General features: G+C 62.9%; 13 protein-coding genes. 6 read left to right on the top strand and 7 right to left on the bottom strand.

Going from position 1 to position 16,291, the window contains the following annotated elements:
- Nucleotides 1-2: 2 nt before the first annotated feature.
- Complete coding sequence (locus tag KUA23_RS13505; protein WP_078048280.1) at nt 3-800, bottom strand: alpha/beta fold hydrolase; 798 nt, start codon at nt 798-800, stop codon at nt 3-5.
- A complete protein-coding gene (locus KUA23_RS13510; protein WP_252994123.1) occupies nt 797-1,930 on the bottom strand; it encodes an FAD-dependent monooxygenase in 1,134 nt (377 codons plus the stop codon). The genes KUA23_RS13505 and KUA23_RS13510 overlap by 4 nt, the downstream gene beginning before the upstream one ends.
- A gap of 307 nt (nt 1,931-2,237) precedes the next feature.
- Here KUA23_RS13510 and KUA23_RS13515 point away from each other — a divergent pair, with 307 nt between their 5' ends.
- From KUA23_RS13515 to KUA23_RS13530, 4 genes are all read left to right on the top strand, one after another.
- Nucleotides 2,238-3,290 carry a 2,5-dihydroxypyridine 5,6-dioxygenase gene (locus KUA23_RS13515; RefSeq protein ID WP_100490837.1) on the top strand — a complete coding sequence of 351 codons (1,053 nt, stop codon included), beginning with the start codon at nt 2,238-2,240 and terminating at the stop codon, nt 3,288-3,290.
- Between the two features lie 103 nt (nt 3,291-3,393).
- Entirely contained in the window at nt 3,394-3,828 is a 435-nt protein-coding gene (locus KUA23_RS13520) for a MarR family winged helix-turn-helix transcriptional regulator (RefSeq protein ID WP_034108832.1), read from the top strand.
- A 288-nt stretch (nt 3,829-4,116) separates the two neighbouring features.
- Nucleotides 4,117-4,599 carry a (2Fe-2S)-binding protein gene (locus KUA23_RS13525; protein WP_252994124.1) on the top strand — a complete coding sequence of 161 codons (483 nt, stop codon included), beginning with the start codon at nt 4,117-4,119 and terminating at the stop codon, nt 4,597-4,599.
- 5 nt (nt 4,600-4,604) lie between these two features.
- Nucleotides 4,605-8,132 (top strand): molybdopterin cofactor-binding domain-containing protein, encoded by a 3,528-nt coding sequence (locus KUA23_RS13530; protein WP_252994125.1) that lies wholly within the window; start codon nt 4,605-4,607, stop codon nt 8,130-8,132.
- Between the two features lie 121 nt (nt 8,133-8,253).
- Here the strand turns inward: KUA23_RS13530 and KUA23_RS13535 are convergent, their stop codons facing one another.
- A complete protein-coding gene (locus KUA23_RS13535; protein ID WP_078048283.1) occupies nt 8,254-8,901 on the bottom strand; it encodes a TetR/AcrR family transcriptional regulator in 648 nt (215 codons plus the stop codon).
- 161 nt (nt 8,902-9,062) lie between these two features.
- Here KUA23_RS13535 and ggt point away from each other — a divergent pair, with 161 nt between their 5' ends.
- The gene (ggt, locus tag KUA23_RS13540; RefSeq protein WP_252994126.1) at nt 9,063-10,787 is read left to right on the top strand and encodes a gamma-glutamyltransferase; all 1,725 of its coding nucleotides are present in this window, start codon (nt 9,063-9,065) and stop codon (nt 10,785-10,787) included.
- A 123-nt stretch (nt 10,788-10,910) separates the two neighbouring features.
- Nucleotides 10,911-11,705, top strand: coding sequence for an exodeoxyribonuclease III (locus tag KUA23_RS13545; RefSeq protein WP_252994127.1), 795 nt, complete (start codon nt 10,911-10,913; stop codon nt 11,703-11,705).
- Here the strand turns inward: KUA23_RS13545 and KUA23_RS13550 are convergent.
- The 4 genes from KUA23_RS13550 to KUA23_RS13565 form a co-directional block, all read right to left on the bottom strand.
- On the bottom strand, nt 11,702-13,207 hold the full coding sequence (locus KUA23_RS13550) for an FAD-dependent oxidoreductase (protein ID WP_252994128.1): 1,506 nt from the start codon (nt 13,205-13,207) through the stop codon (nt 11,702-11,704). The genes KUA23_RS13545 and KUA23_RS13550 overlap by 4 nt on opposite strands.
- 69 nt (nt 13,208-13,276) lie before the next feature.
- Nucleotides 13,277-13,798, bottom strand: coding sequence for an AAA family ATPase (locus tag KUA23_RS13555; protein WP_100490833.1), 522 nt, complete (start codon nt 13,796-13,798; stop codon nt 13,277-13,279).
- Nucleotides 13,795-14,358, bottom strand: coding sequence for a nicotinamide riboside transporter PnuC (gene pnuC / locus KUA23_RS13560; protein ID WP_252994129.1), 564 nt, complete (start codon nt 14,356-14,358; stop codon nt 13,795-13,797). Before pnuC ends, KUA23_RS13555 begins: the two co-directional genes overlap by 4 nt.
- Before the next feature lie 148 nt (nt 14,359-14,506).
- A complete protein-coding gene (locus tag KUA23_RS13565) occupies nt 14,507-16,141 on the bottom strand; it encodes a methyl-accepting chemotaxis protein (RefSeq protein ID WP_252994130.1) in 1,635 nt (544 codons plus the stop codon).
- Nucleotides 16,142-16,291 lie beyond the last annotated feature (150 nt).

Genomic DNA, 16,291 nt, shown 5'->3' on the forward strand with positions numbered 1-16,291 from the left:
GGTTATTGTTCGAGGAAGTCGCCAAGGGCGTGGAAGAAACCGTCGAAGTCATCCCACGGAATCATGTGCCCGGCATTCGGAACGCGGGCCACCTGGATGGCCGGTTGCAGGTCCTGGATTTCGGCAATGTCTTCATCGAGGATCACGCCGCCGCGCCCGGCCACCATCAACAGGGCAGGGGCCTTGAGGTGGGGCAGGTCGTGGTGGAAGTCCACCGTGTGGAAGTCATTGAAGGCGCGCACGATGGCGGGCTCATAGCAGGTGTGCAGCCATTCGGCGCGCAGTTGCAGTTGTTCGTCGGTCCAGGTGGCGCAGAAGGCGCGCATCGCCTCGGCGTCCATGCCCACCAGGGATTGGCGGATCGAATCGACATACCACGGCAGCTTGCTCGGGTATTCGCGTCGGCCCGGGCCGGACACCGGCGGGTCGATCAGCACCACGCGGTTGACGCCCTGGGGGTGCAGCACCGCGCTGCGCACGGCAAAGCGCGCGCCCATGGAGTGGCCCATCAAGTGGTAGCTGTGCAGGTTGAGTGCATCGGCAAAGGCACCGATGTCTGCGGCGCAGGTGTCCGCGCTGTAGTCCAGCTCGGGGCCGGTAGACGAGAGGCCGCGACCACGCACATCGAGCACGTAGGTGTCGAACTGCGCGCCCAGGCGCTCGGCCACGAAGCCCCAGGTGATCGCCGGGCTGGTGATGCCGGGGATCAGGATCAGCGCCGGGCCCTTGCCGCCGTAACGCAGGTAGTGCTGGCGAATGCCATTGGCCTGCACGTTGCCGCCGTAGAGGAAGGTGCTCACGCGGCCACCCCCGATTTGAGTTCCTGCGCGTACAGGTCATAACCGTAGACCCAGGCCGGGTCTTCCTGGGTGCGCAGCCAGGTGTTGGCGTTGGACACCGCTTGTACCCGTGATGCACGTTCCTTGCGGTTGGCTTCGTAGAGCTGGAACGCGGTGCGGTAGTCGCTGATGCCGGTTTCCTGCAGGCAGCGGGTGAGCATCGCCGCGTCTTCGATGGCCATGCCGGCACCCTGGGCCATGTGGGGCTTCATCGGGTGGCAGGCGTCGCCGAGCAGCACCAGGCGCCCACAGCTCCACAGTGGCAACGGGTTGCGGTTGCGCAGCGGCCATTTGGTCACGCTTTCGGTGGACTCGATCAGGGCCTGGACGGTGGGGTGGTAGCCCTTGAAGGCGTCGAACATCTCTTCGCGGCTGCTGTCGACGAACGCGCCCTGGAAGTCCCATTCGGCATGGGGAACGCCGGTCACGTAGTAGTACTCGTCGCGCTTGCCGGTGGTGTAATAGACCATCATGTGGCGGTCTTCGGTCCACCATTTGATGCAGTCTTCGAACTTCAGGTCGTACTTGGCCAACTGGTCGCCACGGATCAGCGCACGGTGTGCGACCCAGCCGCTGTACAGCGGTTTTTCCACGCCGAGCAGTTCTTCGCGGATCTTGGAATTGATGCCGTCGGCACCGATCACGATGTCGGCGTAGGTCACCTGGCCGTCGGCGAAGGTCAGGCGCACCTGGGTGTCGGTTTCCTCGAGGGTTTCCAGGCGCTTGTTGAAGTGCAGGGTGCCGGGCTTGAGGGTAGACATCTGCAGCGCATGCAGGTCGCCACGGTGCACGGTGATGTAGGACGCGCCGTAGCCGGTGAGCGGGATGCGCGAGAGGTAGTCGCCGGTTTCGCCGCAACGGCTGAACCAGTGCTCGGGGTGCGAGCCCATCAGGTCCAGCTGTTTTTCGATGCCCATGCGGCGGAAGATTTTCATGATGTTGGGACCCATGTGGATCCCGGCACCCAAGCGGGAAAACTCCGGCGCCTGCTCATACACATCCACGTCGAAACCAGCTTGCTGCAAAAGGGTGGCAGCGGCGGCACCGCCAAGGCCGGCGCCGACGATGGCGATTTTCTGAGTGCTTCCCATGGGGCGTGTTCCTCTCTCTTTTTGATTTTCGGCGGCGTCTGTCCGCAAGGTTTTTAAAGTGTATACGCTCATTTTTTGAAATGGGAAGCCTGTCTCTGCAAAATTATTTTTTGGTCATAGTTATCCCGTGTAACGTGATGTAGCCAATAAATACGGGGATTGTTTCGATAGGTAACGTTTTGGCGCGCCGCTTGCAGTCTGTCTGCAATTCGGGTCTTATCGTTATTAAATGACGTGTACGCTATAAAAATGCACTAGAGTGAAGCGCAGTGCTTGAACTTGGTGCAGGCCCACAGGAGACAGGAAAATGCCGGTAAGCGATTGCGAACTGACCCAGATGTTTGAACACGTGTTGACGCTGTCCAAGGTCGACCCGACCCAGAGCGTTGCCGTGCTCAAGAGCCATTACTCCGACCCGCGCACCGTGCGTGCTGCGATGGATGCTGCGCAGCGCCTGGGGGCCAAGGTGTATGCGGTGGAGTTGCCGTCGTTCAACCATCCCAGGGCGATGGGCAACGACATGACCGCCTACTGCGGCGACACCGCGCTTACCGGCAATATCGCGGCGCAACGCGCACTGGAAGCCGCCGACCTGATCGTCGACACCATGATGCTGCTGCACTCGCCGGAGCAGGAGCAGATCCTCAAGACTGGCACGCGCATCCTGCTGGCCGTGGAGCCGCCCGAAGTGCTGGCGCGCATGCTGCCCACCGAAGAAGACAAAGTGCGCGTGCTGGCGGCCGAGCAGTTGCTGAAAAAGGCACGCTCAATCCACGTGAAATCCCGCGCCGGCAGTGACTTCCGCGCTGCCCTGGGGCAATACCCGTCGGTGACCGAATACGGCTTTGCCGACGAGCCGGGGCGCTGGGACCATTGGCCGAGCGGCTTCCTGTTCTCCTGGCCCAACGAAGAAACCGCCGAAGGCGTGCTGGTGCTGGACATCGGCGACATCCTGCTGCCGTTCAAGACCTACACCCGCGAGAAGATCACCCTGGAGATCGAAAAGGGCTTCATCACCAAGATCCACGGGGGATTCGAGGCCGAATACCTGCGTGACTACATGAAGTACTTCAACGACCCCGAGGTGTACGGCATCTCCCATATCGGCTGGGGCCTGCAGCCACGGGCGCAGTGGACGGCGATGGGCCTGCACGACAAGAACGATGGCATGTGCATGGACGCGCGGGCGTTCTATGGCAACTTCCTGTTCTCCACCGGGCCGAATACCGAAGTGGGCGGGACACGCAAGACGCCGTGCCACATGGATATCCCGCTGCGCAATTGCGATGTGTACCTGGATGACGAAGCCGTGGTCATCGCCGGTGACGTCGTCGCCCCGGCAGCCTCCCTGGCCCGCTGAACGCCCCTCTAGGAGCCGGCACGCCGGCTCCTACATCGGTAGGTGTTTGCGGCACATCCCGTTATCATGCCTCCCCATCGCCAGCCATTTTTCGAGCTCCGCCGTGCCTGATTCCTACGTCTTTTCTGAACAAGTTGGCCACCTGCTGCGCAAGGCCTACCAGCGCCACTTGGCGATCTTTCAGCAGAATGTCGGCGATTCCCAGCTCACCGCCGTGCAGTTCGTGACCCTGTGCGCGCTGCGCGATCACGGTGCAAGTTCGCTGACCGAGCTGGTCAAGGCGACGGCCGTGGACCAGGCGACCATTCGCGGCATCGTCGAACGGCTCAAGGCCAAGGAACTGATCAGCCTGGAACCGGACCCGCAGGACAAGCGCAAAGTGGTGGTGGACTTGTCCCCGGAAGGCGCCGAACTGGTCGCCCAGACTGCGCCGCGCGCCGCGCAGATCAGCGAATTGACCATGAGCAACCTCAACCCCGCCGAACGGGTGGCAGTGCTGTTCTTGCTGCGCAAGATGATCGACGACCCGCAGGAATAATTGTGGTGAGCGGGCTTGCCCCGCGCTGGGGCGTGAAGCGGCCCTGAAACCAGACACCGCCATTCATCTGGAAGAACTCGGTGGCATTATTGGGGCGGCTGCGCCACCCAGCGCGGGGCAAGCCCGCTCACCACAGGGTATCTATCCGCCTTCTGGCACCGCTTTTGCTTTGAGTTCATGTAGTAGTCACTTCATTCGTCAAGTGTGTCGTGAGACCCCAGGTCCGCGACGCTTTTTTTTGACTGTTTCATGTAGTGACCACTTCACCAACTGTTACGGGCGAAGCAAATGATCAGCCAGCACATCACGGTAACGCTTGAGGTCAACGGGCAAAAAAGCGAAGTCAGCGCCATGGCGGACACGCCGCTGTTGCTGGTGCTGCGCAATGACCTGGAACTCAATGGCCCCAAATATGGCTGCGGCCTCGGGGAGTGCGGTGCGTGCACCGTGATCATCGATGGGGTGGCGGCCCGTTCCTGTGTGTTTCCGTTGTCGGGTGCCGCAGGCCGCGAGATTGTCACCCTGGAAGGTCTGGGCACGCGCCATGCGCCGCACCTGGTGCAACAAGCCTTTATCGACGAGCAGGCCGCGCAATGTGGCTACTGCCTCAACGGCATGATCATGACCACCAAGGCCTTGCTCGACCGTAACCCTAACCCCAGCGAAGCCGAGGTACGCAACGCGCTGTCGGGCAACCTCTGCCGCTGCGGCACCCATATTGAAATCCTGCGCGCCGTGCTGCGTGCCGCCCGCCTGATGACTGTGGATTGATGACCATGACCGACACACCGCTTTCCCGTGACCAGTGGCTGGCCAAGGCCGGCGTCCTGTTGATCGTCGATGACGTGCTGCCGCCCTCGGGGCCGGTGGCCAAGGGCGGCACACCCACCGTGAAACCCAAGGAACTGGGGCTGTTCATTGCGGTGAACGACGACGGCCTGGTGTATGCGTTCAATGGCCATGTGGACCTGGGCACCGGCATTCGCACCGCGTTGGCGCAGATCGTCGCCGAAGAGCTGGACCTGGCGATGGACCAGGTCAAGATGGTGCTCGGCGACACTGAGCGCGTACCCAACCAGGGCGCGACCATTGCCAGCGCCACGTTGCAGATCTCCGCAGTGCCCCTGCGCAATGCGGCAGCCGAGGCGCGGCGGTTTCTACTGGCGCGGGCGGCGGGGCGCTGGGGCGTGAGCACCGGCAGTCTCAAGGTAGACGCCGGCGTAATCCAGGCCGCTGACGGGCGCACCACCACCTACAGCGAACTGGTCAGCGGCCAGCACGACCAACTGCGCATCAGCGGCGATGCCCCGTTGAAATCCGTCGAGGACTACCGCCTGGTAGGCAAGGGCGCCGCACGCGTGGATATCCCCGGCAAGGCCACCGGTGAGCTGACTTACGTACATGACATGCGTGTGCCGGGCATGCTCCATGGCCGGGTGGTTCGCCCGCCGTATGCCGGGCTTGATTGCGGGGAGTTTGTCGGCAATAGCTTGCTGAGTGTGGATGAGGCGTCCATCGCACACATCCCTGGCGTGGTCGCAGTGGTGGTGATCCGCGATTTCGTCGGGGTGGTGGCGTTGCGGGAAGAGCAGGCGATCAAGGCGGCCGCCGACCTGCAGGTGCGGTGGAAACCCTGGAACAACGCCTTGCCGGACATGAGCGATGTCGAGCAGGCCATCCGCGACAACCCCCGCGTGCGCCGCACCGTCCTCGACCAGGGCGACGTGGATGCAGCCCTGGCCAATGCCTCCCAGCGCATGCCCCGCAGTTACCTGTGGCCCTACCAGATGCATGGCTCGATCGGTCCGTCCTGCAGCGTGGCGGATTACTCGCCGGCCGGCAGCCGGGTGTGGTCGGGCAGCCAGAACCCGCACCTGTTGCGCGCCGACCTGGCGTGGTTGCTGGAATGCGAAGAAGGCCTGATCGATGTGATCCGCATGGAGGCTGCCGGCTGTTATGGGCGCAATTGCGCCGACGATGTATGCGCCGATGCCTTGCTGTTGTCCCGCGCGGTCGGCAAGCCGGTGCGTGTGCAGCTGACCCGCGAGCAGGAGCATCTGTGGGAGCCCAAGGGGACCGCGCAATTGATGGAGGTGGACGGCGGCCTCAACGCCGATGGCAGTATCGCCGCCTATGACTTTGAAACCAGTTACCCTTCCAACGGCGCGCCGACCCTGGCGCTGTTGCTGACCGGCCGCGTCGAGCCGGTGGCGGCGATGTTCGAGATGGGCGACCGCACGTCCATCCCGCCCTACGACATCGACAACCTGCGCGTGACCATTAACGACATGGCACCCATCGTGCGTGCCTCGTGGATGCGTGGCGTATCGGCCCTGCCCAACACCTTTGCCCACGAATCCTATATTGACGAGCTGGCGTTCGCCGCCGGCGTCGACCCGGTGGAATACCGCCTGCGTTACCTCAAGGACGAACGCGCCATCGACCTGGTGAAATCCACCGCCGAACGCGCCAACTGGGCACCGCGCACCGCGCCGATGCAAATCGCCAACGAGGACCATCTGCTGCGTGGCCGTGGCTTTGCCTACGCGCGCTACATCCACAGCAAGTTCCCGGGGTTCGGCGCGGCCTGGGCTGCGTGGGTGGCGGATGTGGCCATCGACAAGCAGACCGGCGATGTGTCGGTGACGCGCGTGGTGATCGGCCACGATTCGGGGATGATGATCAACCCGGCCGGGGTGCAGCACCAGATCCACGGCAACGTGATCCAGTCCACCAGCCGTGTGCTGAAGGAGCGGGTGACCTTTGAAGAGTCGACGGTGGCGAGCAAGGAGTGGGGCGGCTATCCGATCCTGACCTTCCCCGAAGTGCCGAAGATCGACGTGATGATGATGCCGCGCCAGGACCAGCCGCCGATGGGTGCCGGTGAGTCGGCCTCGGTGCCCAGCGCGGCGGCAATCGCCAATGCCATCTACGACGCCACCGGCATTCGGTTTCGCGAATTGCCGATCACCCCGGAGCGCGTGCTGGCGGCACTGAATGCCGCGACCCTGGGTGAACCGGCCAAGTCGCCGCAAAAACGCAGGAAGTGGTGGTTCGGCGCGCTGTTCGCCACCTTGGGCGCGGTGCTGGCGACAGCCTGGCCGTTCCACCCTGAAATCGCTCCAATTGCTCCGCCCAGCGCCGGCACTTGGTCCAAGGCCACCCTGGAGCGCGGGCGTTTACTGGCGGCGGCGGGGGATTGCGCGGTGTGCCACACGGCGCCCGGTGGTGCGACCAATGCCGGTGGGCTGGCCATGGAAACGCCGTTCGGCACGCTGTGCAGCAGCAACATCACCCCGGACGTGAAGACCGGGATCGGCGCCTGGTCGTACCCGGCCTTCGAGCGGGCGATGCGCGACGGTATTGGCCGTGACGGGCGCAACCTGTACCCGGCGTTTCCCTACACGGCGTTTCGCAACATCAATGAGGCGGACATGCAGGCGCTGTATGCCTACCTGATGTCCCAGGCGCCGGTGAGTCAGGCGCCGACGCCAAATGCCATGCGCTTTCCGTTCAATATCCGGCCGTTGATGGCGGGGTGGAACGCCCTGAATCTTCGGCGCGGTGAAATCACGCCGCAGCCTGAGCGCGGCGAGCAATGGAACCGTGGGAATTACCTGGTCAATGGCCTGGGTCACTGCGCCGCGTGCCATTCGCCACGCAACCTGCTGGGTGCGGAGAAGGGCGGCAAGGCATTTTTGGCGGGCGGCAGGGTCGATGGCTGGGAGGCACCGGCGTTGACGGGGCTGTCGAAGGCGCCGACGCCGTGGACCGAAGATCAACTGTTTACTTACCTGAGCACCGGCTATTCCGATGCCCACGGCGTAGCGGCAGGCCCGATGGGGCCGGTGGTCAGCGAGTTGTCGAAACTGCCCAAGGCGGATATCCGCGCCATGGCGGTGTACCTGGCGTCGCTTAACGGCGAAGCGGCGGCCGAGGCCCAGGTGGCCGCTGCCGTCACCGTGCCAAATCCCAATGGCCGACGGGTGTTCGAAGGCTCATGCAAGGCCTGCCATGCCGACGGCCTGGGGCCGAAATTGTTTGGGGTAAGCCCGTCGTTGGCGACCAACACCAATGTGCACAGCGATCAGCCGGATAATTTGATCAAGGTAATTCTGCAAGGCATCAGCAACCCGGCGACCAAGGACCTGGGGTATATGCCGGGCTTCAAGGACAGTTTGTCCAATAGCCAGGTGGCGGATTTGGCGGCTTATCTGCGCGGGCAATTCGCGCCGAATGCGCCACAGTGGAGTGGCTTGGAACAGAAGGTCGCCCACCTGCGCGCCAACCCCGGTACTCACTGACGCTGCGCGATAAAAACTGTGGGAGCGGGCTTGCTCGCGAATGCGGTTGTCCAGTCAACATCTGCAGCGACTGGCACTCCGCGTTCGCGAGCAAGCCTGCTCCCACATTTGGATTGCGTTTCTACAGGGGGATGGGAGATACCCCACGCACCACCAAATCACTGATAAACCCCAGCCAATCCTGCTGCTGCCCCTTGTCCGCCAGGTCTTCTCCAAGGAACGAACTCAGCGTGTGCCGGTTGGAGTTATAGAAGTAGCACAGCGACGCAATCATCAGGTACACGTGCTTGAGGTCCACATCCTGGCGAAACACGCCCTGGGCCTGGCCGGCTTCGATGATCGGCTTAAGCACGCCCACGGCTTCCCCCGACAACCTGCGCATCTCCCCAGACTGCTGGGCATGTTTGCCCTGGTGCAGGTTCTCGATGCTCAGGATCGCCACGAATTCCGGGTGCTTGACGTAGTAGTTCCAGATAAACGCCACCAGGTCACGCAGGGCCTGCTCCGGTGCGTCGAGGTTGAGCTTGAGCTTGCTTTCGGCTTTGTTGAATTGCTCGTAGGTGTGCTCCAGCACGCAGACGAACAGGTGTTCCTTGCTGCCGAAATAGTAATAAAGCATGCGGTCGTTGGAGTCGGCTTCCTTGGAGATGGTGTCGACGCGCCCGCCGGAATAACCGTCGCGGGTGAACACCTTGACCGCCGCCTGGAGGATGCGCGCGCGGGTCTGGTCGGCCTGTTGGGCGCGGATGCCGGTCTTCTTGATCGCCATGTCAAAGGGGCCTTGCAAGACAGTCTGGGCGCGAAATATAGCATGGGCTTTTTCGGGTCCGTTCTGTGACCGACAAGTTCTGTAATAAAAACGCCATTGCGCTGGGGATTCAATCTGCGTCGGGCTATTTTGGTGCGTCTTAATAACTAGAGTAGCCATGGATGAAATACCAACCCTTCAGCCGTACCTTGATTGCCACAGCCCTGGTGTTGACGGTCAGTGGTGTGCAAGCCGCTTCCCAGGCCCCGGTGGCCGGTGAAAATGGCATGGTGGTAACGGCCCAGCATTTGGCAACTCATGTCGGCGTGGATGTGCTCAAGGCCGGCGGCAATGCGGTCGATGCAGCCGTGGCCGTGGGCTATGCGCTGGCGGTGGTGTACCCGGCGGCAGGCAACCTCGGCGGCGGCGGTTTCATGACCGTGCAGCTGGCGGACGGGCGCAAGACCTTCCTCGATTTCCGCGAAAAAGCCCCGCTGGCGGCCACCGCCAATATGTACCTGGATAAAGACGGTAACGTCATCGAAGGCCTCAGCGCCAAAGGCCACCTGGCCGTGGGTGTACCGGGCACCGTGTCGGGGATGGAACTGGCCCTGAGCAAATACGGCACCCTCAAGCGCGCCCAGGTCATCGCTCCGGCGATCAAACTGGCCGAGAACGGCTTTGCCCTGGAGCAGGGCGATATCGACCTGTTGCACACCGCTACCGGCGAGTTCGAAAAAGACAAGGACATGCGCGGCATCTTCCTGCACAACGGCCAGCCAATGCAGGTGGGCCAGAAGCTGGTGCAGAAAGACCTGGCCAAGACCCTCAAGGAAATCTCGGCCAAGGGCAGCGACGGTTTCTATAAAGGCTGGGTGGCCAAGGCCCTGGTGGACTCCAGCCAGGCCGGCAAGGGCATCATCACCCAGGCTGACCTCGACAAGTACAAGACCCGCGAGTTGGCGCCCATCGAGTGCGATTACCGTGGCTACCACGTGGTCTCGGCACCGCCTCCGAGCTCCGGTGGCGTGGTGATCTGCCAGATCATGAACATCCTCGAAGGTTACCCGATGGCCGACCTCGGCTATCACTCGGCCCAGGGCCTGCACTACCAGATCGAGGCCATGCGCCACGCCTACGTGGACCGCAACAGCTACCTCGGCGACCCGGACTTCGTGAAGAACCCGATCGAGCACCTGCTGGATAAAAACTACGCGGCAAAACTGCGCGATGCCATCGAACCGCAAAAAACCGGTGACTCCCAGGCGATCAAGCCGGGCGTGTCGCCCCATGAAGGCAATAACACCACCCACTATTCCATCGTCGACAAGTGGGGCAACGCGGTGTCGGTCACCTACACCCTCAACGACTGGTTCGGTGCGGGCGTGATGGCGAGCAAGACCGGGGTGATCCTCAACGATGAAATGGATGACTTCACCGTCAAGGTTGGCGTGCCGAACATGTACGGCCTGGTCCAGGGTGAAGCCAACGCCATCGCACCCGGCAAGGCGCCGCTGTCGTCGATGAGCCCGACCATCGTGACCAAGGACGGCAAGGCCGTGATGGTGGTCGGTACGCCGGGTGGCAGCCGCATCATCACCGCTACCTTGCTGACGATCCTGAATGTCATCGACTACAAAATGAACATCCAGGAAGCCGTGGACGCGCCGCGTTTCCACCAGCAATGGATGCCGGAAACCACCAACCTGGAGACCTTCGCGGTCAGCCCGGATACCCAGAAGATCCTCGAAAGCTGGGGCCATAAGTTCGCCGGTCCACAGGACGCCAACCACTTGGCGGCGATCCTGGTCGGCGCACCCTCCCTGGGTGGCAAGCCGGTGGGTAACAACCGTTTCTATGGGGCGAATGATCCGCGTCGCAACACCGGGCTGTCGCTCGGCTATTAAGGCCTGACGCAGTAAAAAAACGGTGGGAGCGGGTAAGCCCGCTCCAACAGTTGTGGTGTGTTGGATTGAACATCCGTTCCTCTCCAGGGCTCTACCCCAAGAGCCCTGGAAGGACCGGACCCCATGAAAGCCCTGAAAATCGCCACCTTCAATATCAACGGCATTCGTGCCCGGCTGCCGAACCTGCTGCAATGGCTGGCGCGGGAACAGCCCGATGTGGTGTGCCTGCAGGAACTAAAGGCCGCCGAGAGCCTATTCCCCTATGCCGACTTCGAAGCCGCCGGCTATGGCGCGATCTGCCTGGGGCAAGCGTCCTGGAACGGCGTAGCGATCCTGGCGCGGGATGCCCAGCCGCTGGAAAGCCGGCGCGGTTTGCCCGGTGATGACAGCGACACGCAAAGCCGCTATATCGAGGCCGCCGTGCATGGCGTACTGGTCGGCTGCCTGTATTTGCCTAACGGCAACCCGCAACCCGGGCCGAAGTTTGAGTATAAATTGGCGTGGTTCGAACGCTTGATTGCCTATGCAAAGGTGCTGCAAGCCAGTGAACATCCGGTGCTCCTGGCCGGGGATTTCAATGTGGTGCCCACTGACCGGGATATCTACAACCCGCGTTCCTGGCTCAAGGATGCCTTGCTGCAACCGCAAAGCCGCGAGGCTTACCAGCGCCTGCTGGACCAAGGGTGGACCGATTCGGTGCGCCACCTTTACCCAGAGGCGCGCGTCTACACCTTCTGGGATTACTTCCGTCAGCACTGGCAAACCAATTCAGGCCTGCGCATCGATCACCTGTTGCTCAACCCGGCGCTCGCGCCTTATCTGAAAGACGCCGGCGTGGATGCCTGGGTGCGCAACGAGCCCCACGCCAGCGACCATGCGCCGACGTGGATTCAACTGGGCACACGTAAAAAACGCTAATGGCTGCGGATCAGTTCGAGGGCTTCGGTCTTGCCCAGGGGCTGCTGCATGCGTTGTGACAGGCGCGCCATCGCTTGCGGGTGTGCGCAGGCAATCACCGCTTCCACCTGATCGTCATGGCAGAGCAGGGCGATGAAATCATGCCGTTGCAGGTCGCCCTCCAGGTGCAGTCGGTTCCAGTGCTGCGGGTGGCCGAGCACCTCGAAGGTCTTGTCGAAGTGGTAGGTCCAGAAGAACGGCACGTCGGCGTACACCTGGGTGTCACCGAGCATAGTACGCGCCGCCAGCACGCCGAGCTGTTGGGCCAGGCGCCAGTGTTCGATGCGCGTGGGTTGGTGCTGCCAGGGGAAGGTCACGTTGTCGCCGGCGGCCCACAGGCCCGGCGCAGCCAGCAGTTGATCATCGACGACAAGTGATTGGTCCTCGGCTTTGGTAACGCCGTCGATAAAGGCAGTGGCGGGTGTTACGCCGACGCCCATCAACACCAGGTCGGCCGCCAGGCGATTGCCGTTTTTCAACAGCACCGTACTCACGGCGCCATGCCCGTCCAGGCGTTCGGGCTCGGTGTTGCTGTGAAAGATCACGCCGTGGTCTTGGTGCAACTGGCGCAGGGCGCCGCCGATGCGCTTGCCCAGTTGCGCTGCCAGCGGGATGGTGTGGCGGCTGACCACCTGCACAACCAGGCCGCGTTGACGCAGGGCCGACGCCGCCTCCAGGCCGATAAAACTGTCACCGATGATCACCGCGCAGGTGGCGTGTTCTGCGGCCGCGCTGATACGCGCGGCGTCTTCGCGGCTGCGCAGCACGAACACGTTATTGAGCTGGGCACCTGGGATATCCAGGGGGTGTGCGTTGCCACCGGTGGCGACCAGTGCGGCGTCGTAGTCGAACTGGCGGCCATCAGCCAATTCGATGCGCTTGCCGATGGCGTCCAGGCGCAGCACTTCGCCATGAATGTTCGCGCTCTCGTCCAGCAGGGGCGGGGTGTCCTCGGCGGCCATTTCACCGGCAATCACGAATTTGCTCAGGGCGGTGCGATCGTAGGCGGGCTGCTGTTCGCGGTCGATCCACAGCAAGCGCCCGGCAAACCCGTGGTGTTTGAGGGTGGCCACGGCGGCGGCACCGGCGGCGCCTGCACCGATCACGGCAAAACAGCGCGTGTCCTCACGCGGCTGCGTGGGCTCGGCGCTGATGGGCTCGTCACCGACACTCACCACGCCATCGTGAACCTGCACCGGGTATTGCCTGAGCCCGACCAGCGCCGGCGGTTCCTGCACGGCGCCGCTGTCCACGGCGAACGCGGCCTTGTGCCAGGGACACACGATGCGGCCTGCGCAGATCACGCCTTTCTCCAGCGGTGCACCCGCGTGCGGGCAGTCGGCCTGGAAGGCCCGGACCTGGTCGCCGACGCGGACCAGCAACATGGGGTGCGTCGCGGTCTCGACACGCACACCGCGGTTTTCAGGCAGGTTGATCAGGCGGGCAACGATACGCATATTCATGGGCCAGTCTCCTTTAGAAGGTTGACTGACGGGCAGGGCCATGAACTGCGTCGGCCCGATGGTCGGTCGCTACGCCAATAACTTCGTCACGGCGGCGAAGGCCATGACCCGGCGCTGTGCCCAATCTCCACCGATCACCAAGAACGGTTGGTGGTGCTGCCGCATCCAGTCCAGGCTGGCCTGGAAAAACGCCTGGCGGTCCGCCAGTTCCGGTTGGCAGCGTTGGCCGTCGGCGGTCCACTCCACATCCTCCGGCGATAGCAGCAGGTGCAGGTCGTAGTGACGTGCCAGCAGTTCACTGTCGAGCCAGGCCGGGCAGTCACCGAACAGGGTTTGGCTCCAGAGTCTGTTGGTCAGCAGGTGCGTGTCGAGGATCAGCAACTGCGGCTGCTTGGCGCGCGCGGCGTCTTCCCAGGCCAGTTGGCCACGGGCGATGTCCGGGATGTCGGCCAGGGTGGTGTCGCGTTGATGGTGATCGATGAAGTACCGCACGTATTCGCCCACCATCAGCCCGCCGAACTGCGCTTGCAGCTGCGCCGCCAGCCAGCTTTTACCGCTGGACTCCGGGCCGGCCAGTACCACTACCTTCATGCGTGCAGCGCCGGGTCAGTGCGCCATTCACGCCAACCTTGCACGGCAATCACAGTAAACAGCGCGTAGAGCGCGGCGGTGAGGTAGAGGCCTTTGTAGAGGAACAGCCCGACGAAGATCACATCCACGGCAATCCACAGCGGCCAGCACTGAACGCGCTTTTGCGCCATCCACATTTGCGCCACCAGGCTGAAACCGGTGAGGGCGGCGTCGAGCCAGGGTTGCGCGGCGTCGGTCCAGTGCGCCATGGCGGCGCCAAGCAACAGGCTGCCGAGGGCGCCCACCGCCAGGCTGGCGAGGATGGCCGGCACGCCCAGACTGGTCACCTGTCGGCCCTGCTTGACCGCGCCGGCGCGGGTCCACTGCCACCAACCGTAGACCTGCAGCGCGGCATAGACCACCTGCAAGAGCATGTCGGAATAGAGTTTCACGTCAAAGAACACCCAGGTGTACAGCAACACCATCACCAGCCCGATGGGCCAGCACCATGGGTTCTGCTTGACCGTCAGCCAGACGGCGATCACCCCAAGGGCGGCGGCGAACAGTTCAAGCCCGGACATGAGGGTTCCTTGGGAGCGTGGGAGAGGGCGGGGATTGTAACCAAAGATGATCCTTTGTAGGAGCCGGCTTACCCGCGATGGCGGCCTTGAGTCTTGCGCGGGTCTCAAGGGCTTTATCGCCGGCAAGCCGGCTCCTACAAGTGGCGTGTCAGACTTTGAATTGGCGCAAGAGCCCGTCGAGTTGGTCGCTCAGGCCGCGCAAATGCGCACTTGCCACGCTCGACTGTTCCGCCGCCAACGCGGTGCTGTGGGACAGACCGGCGGCCTGGGTGACGTTCTGGTTGATGTCTTCGACCACATGGGCCTGTTGCAGGGTGGCGCTGGCAATCGAGGCGTTGAGGCCGTTGAGGTTGCGCAGGGCCTGGCCGATGGCAGTCAGGCTGGCACCGGCCTGGCCGGCCTGTTCGATGGTCAGTTGCGAGGCACTGTGGCTGTCGCTGATGACCTTGACTGCTGCTTCCGAGTGGCCTTGCAGGCGTTCGATCATGCCCTGGATCTCGGCAGTGGATTTTTGCGTGCGCTGGGCCAAAAGCCGCACTTCATCGGCCACCACGGCAAAGCCACGGCCTTGTTCACCGGCGCGGGCAGCTTCAATCGCGGCGTTGAGGGCCAGCAGGTTGGTTTGGTCGGCAATGGAGCGGATCACTTCGAGTACGCTGCCGATCTGGGTGCTTTCGGCGGACAGGGTGCGGATCACCTCCACCGCCTGGTTGATGGTGCCGGAGAGCTGGTCGATCTGCTGCAGGCTGCCGTCGATATTGACCTGGCCTTGTTGCGCCTGGGCCTGAGCGTCGCGCATTTCGCTGGCGGCGTGTTCGGCGTTCTTGGCCACGTCCTGCACGCCGTAGGTGACTTCATTGATGGCGGTGGCCACCAGCTCCATCTGCTGCGATTGTTGCTGGCTGCGGTCGTGAGCCTGGGTGGCGTTGTTGCCCAGCTCCTGCGAGGACTGGCCCAGGGCGTTGGCGCACACCTGCAATTGGCTCACCACCTGGCGCAGCTTGGCGGTGAAGCTGTTGAAGTGTTGTGACAGCTGGGTGACTTCGTCCCGGCCATGGGTGTCGAGGCTGCGGGTCAGGTCGCTTTCGCCGCTGGCAATGTTGCCCATGGCGTTCACCGCATCCTGCAAAGGCCGCACGATACTGCGCGCGATCAGTGACACCAGCAGTGCCATGACCAGCGCGATCCCCAGGCCGATGAACGAAGCTTTCCACACCTGGCCGCTGAACTCGGACTGCACGTCATCCACATACACGCCGGAGCCGATAATCCAGCCCCAGGGTTCGAACAGCTGGATATACGAGGTTTTGGCCACTGGCGCGTCGGCCCCGGGCTTGGGCCAGCGATAATTGACGATGCCGGCGCCCTTGGCCTTGGCCAGGATCACGAACTCATTGAACACGGCAAACCCGTCCGGGTCGCGAATGGCCGAGAGGTTCTGGCCATCGAGCTTGGGGTTGGCCGGATGCATGATCATCACGGGCGTGAGGTCGTTGATCCAGAAATAGTCGTCATGGTCGTAGCGCAAGCCGCGTACCGCGCTCAAGGCTTGCTTCTGGGCGGCGTCGCGGGTCATCACGCCGGTGGTTTCGAGGCTGTGATAAAACGTCAGGATCCCGCTGGCGGTCTGGACCACGTGCTGGGTCTGCTGGCGCTTGGCCTGGTACAGGTCGTCATGGATCTGCTTGAGCATCAGCAAACCCAGGGCCAGCAGCATCAGCACGGCGACTATCAGGATCAGCCACAGGCGCCGGCTGATCGACATATTGCGCAAACTGTTCATCGTCCTGTCACTCCGTGCTTTTTATAATTGTGGGGGCTGCATCGACTTTTCCGACTTGTCTGATAGGCTTTCGGCCTGTAATCGCAAAACCTGAGTACCGTCTGATTTTTCACGAAATTTTTGCAGGCCGGCGTTGAAAATCAGCACCGG

Origin of the sequence: Pseudomonas pergaminensis (assembly GCF_024112395.2) — a bacterium.
Taxonomy (GTDB): domain Bacteria; phylum Pseudomonadota; class Gammaproteobacteria; order Pseudomonadales; family Pseudomonadaceae; genus Aquipseudomonas; species Aquipseudomonas pergaminensis.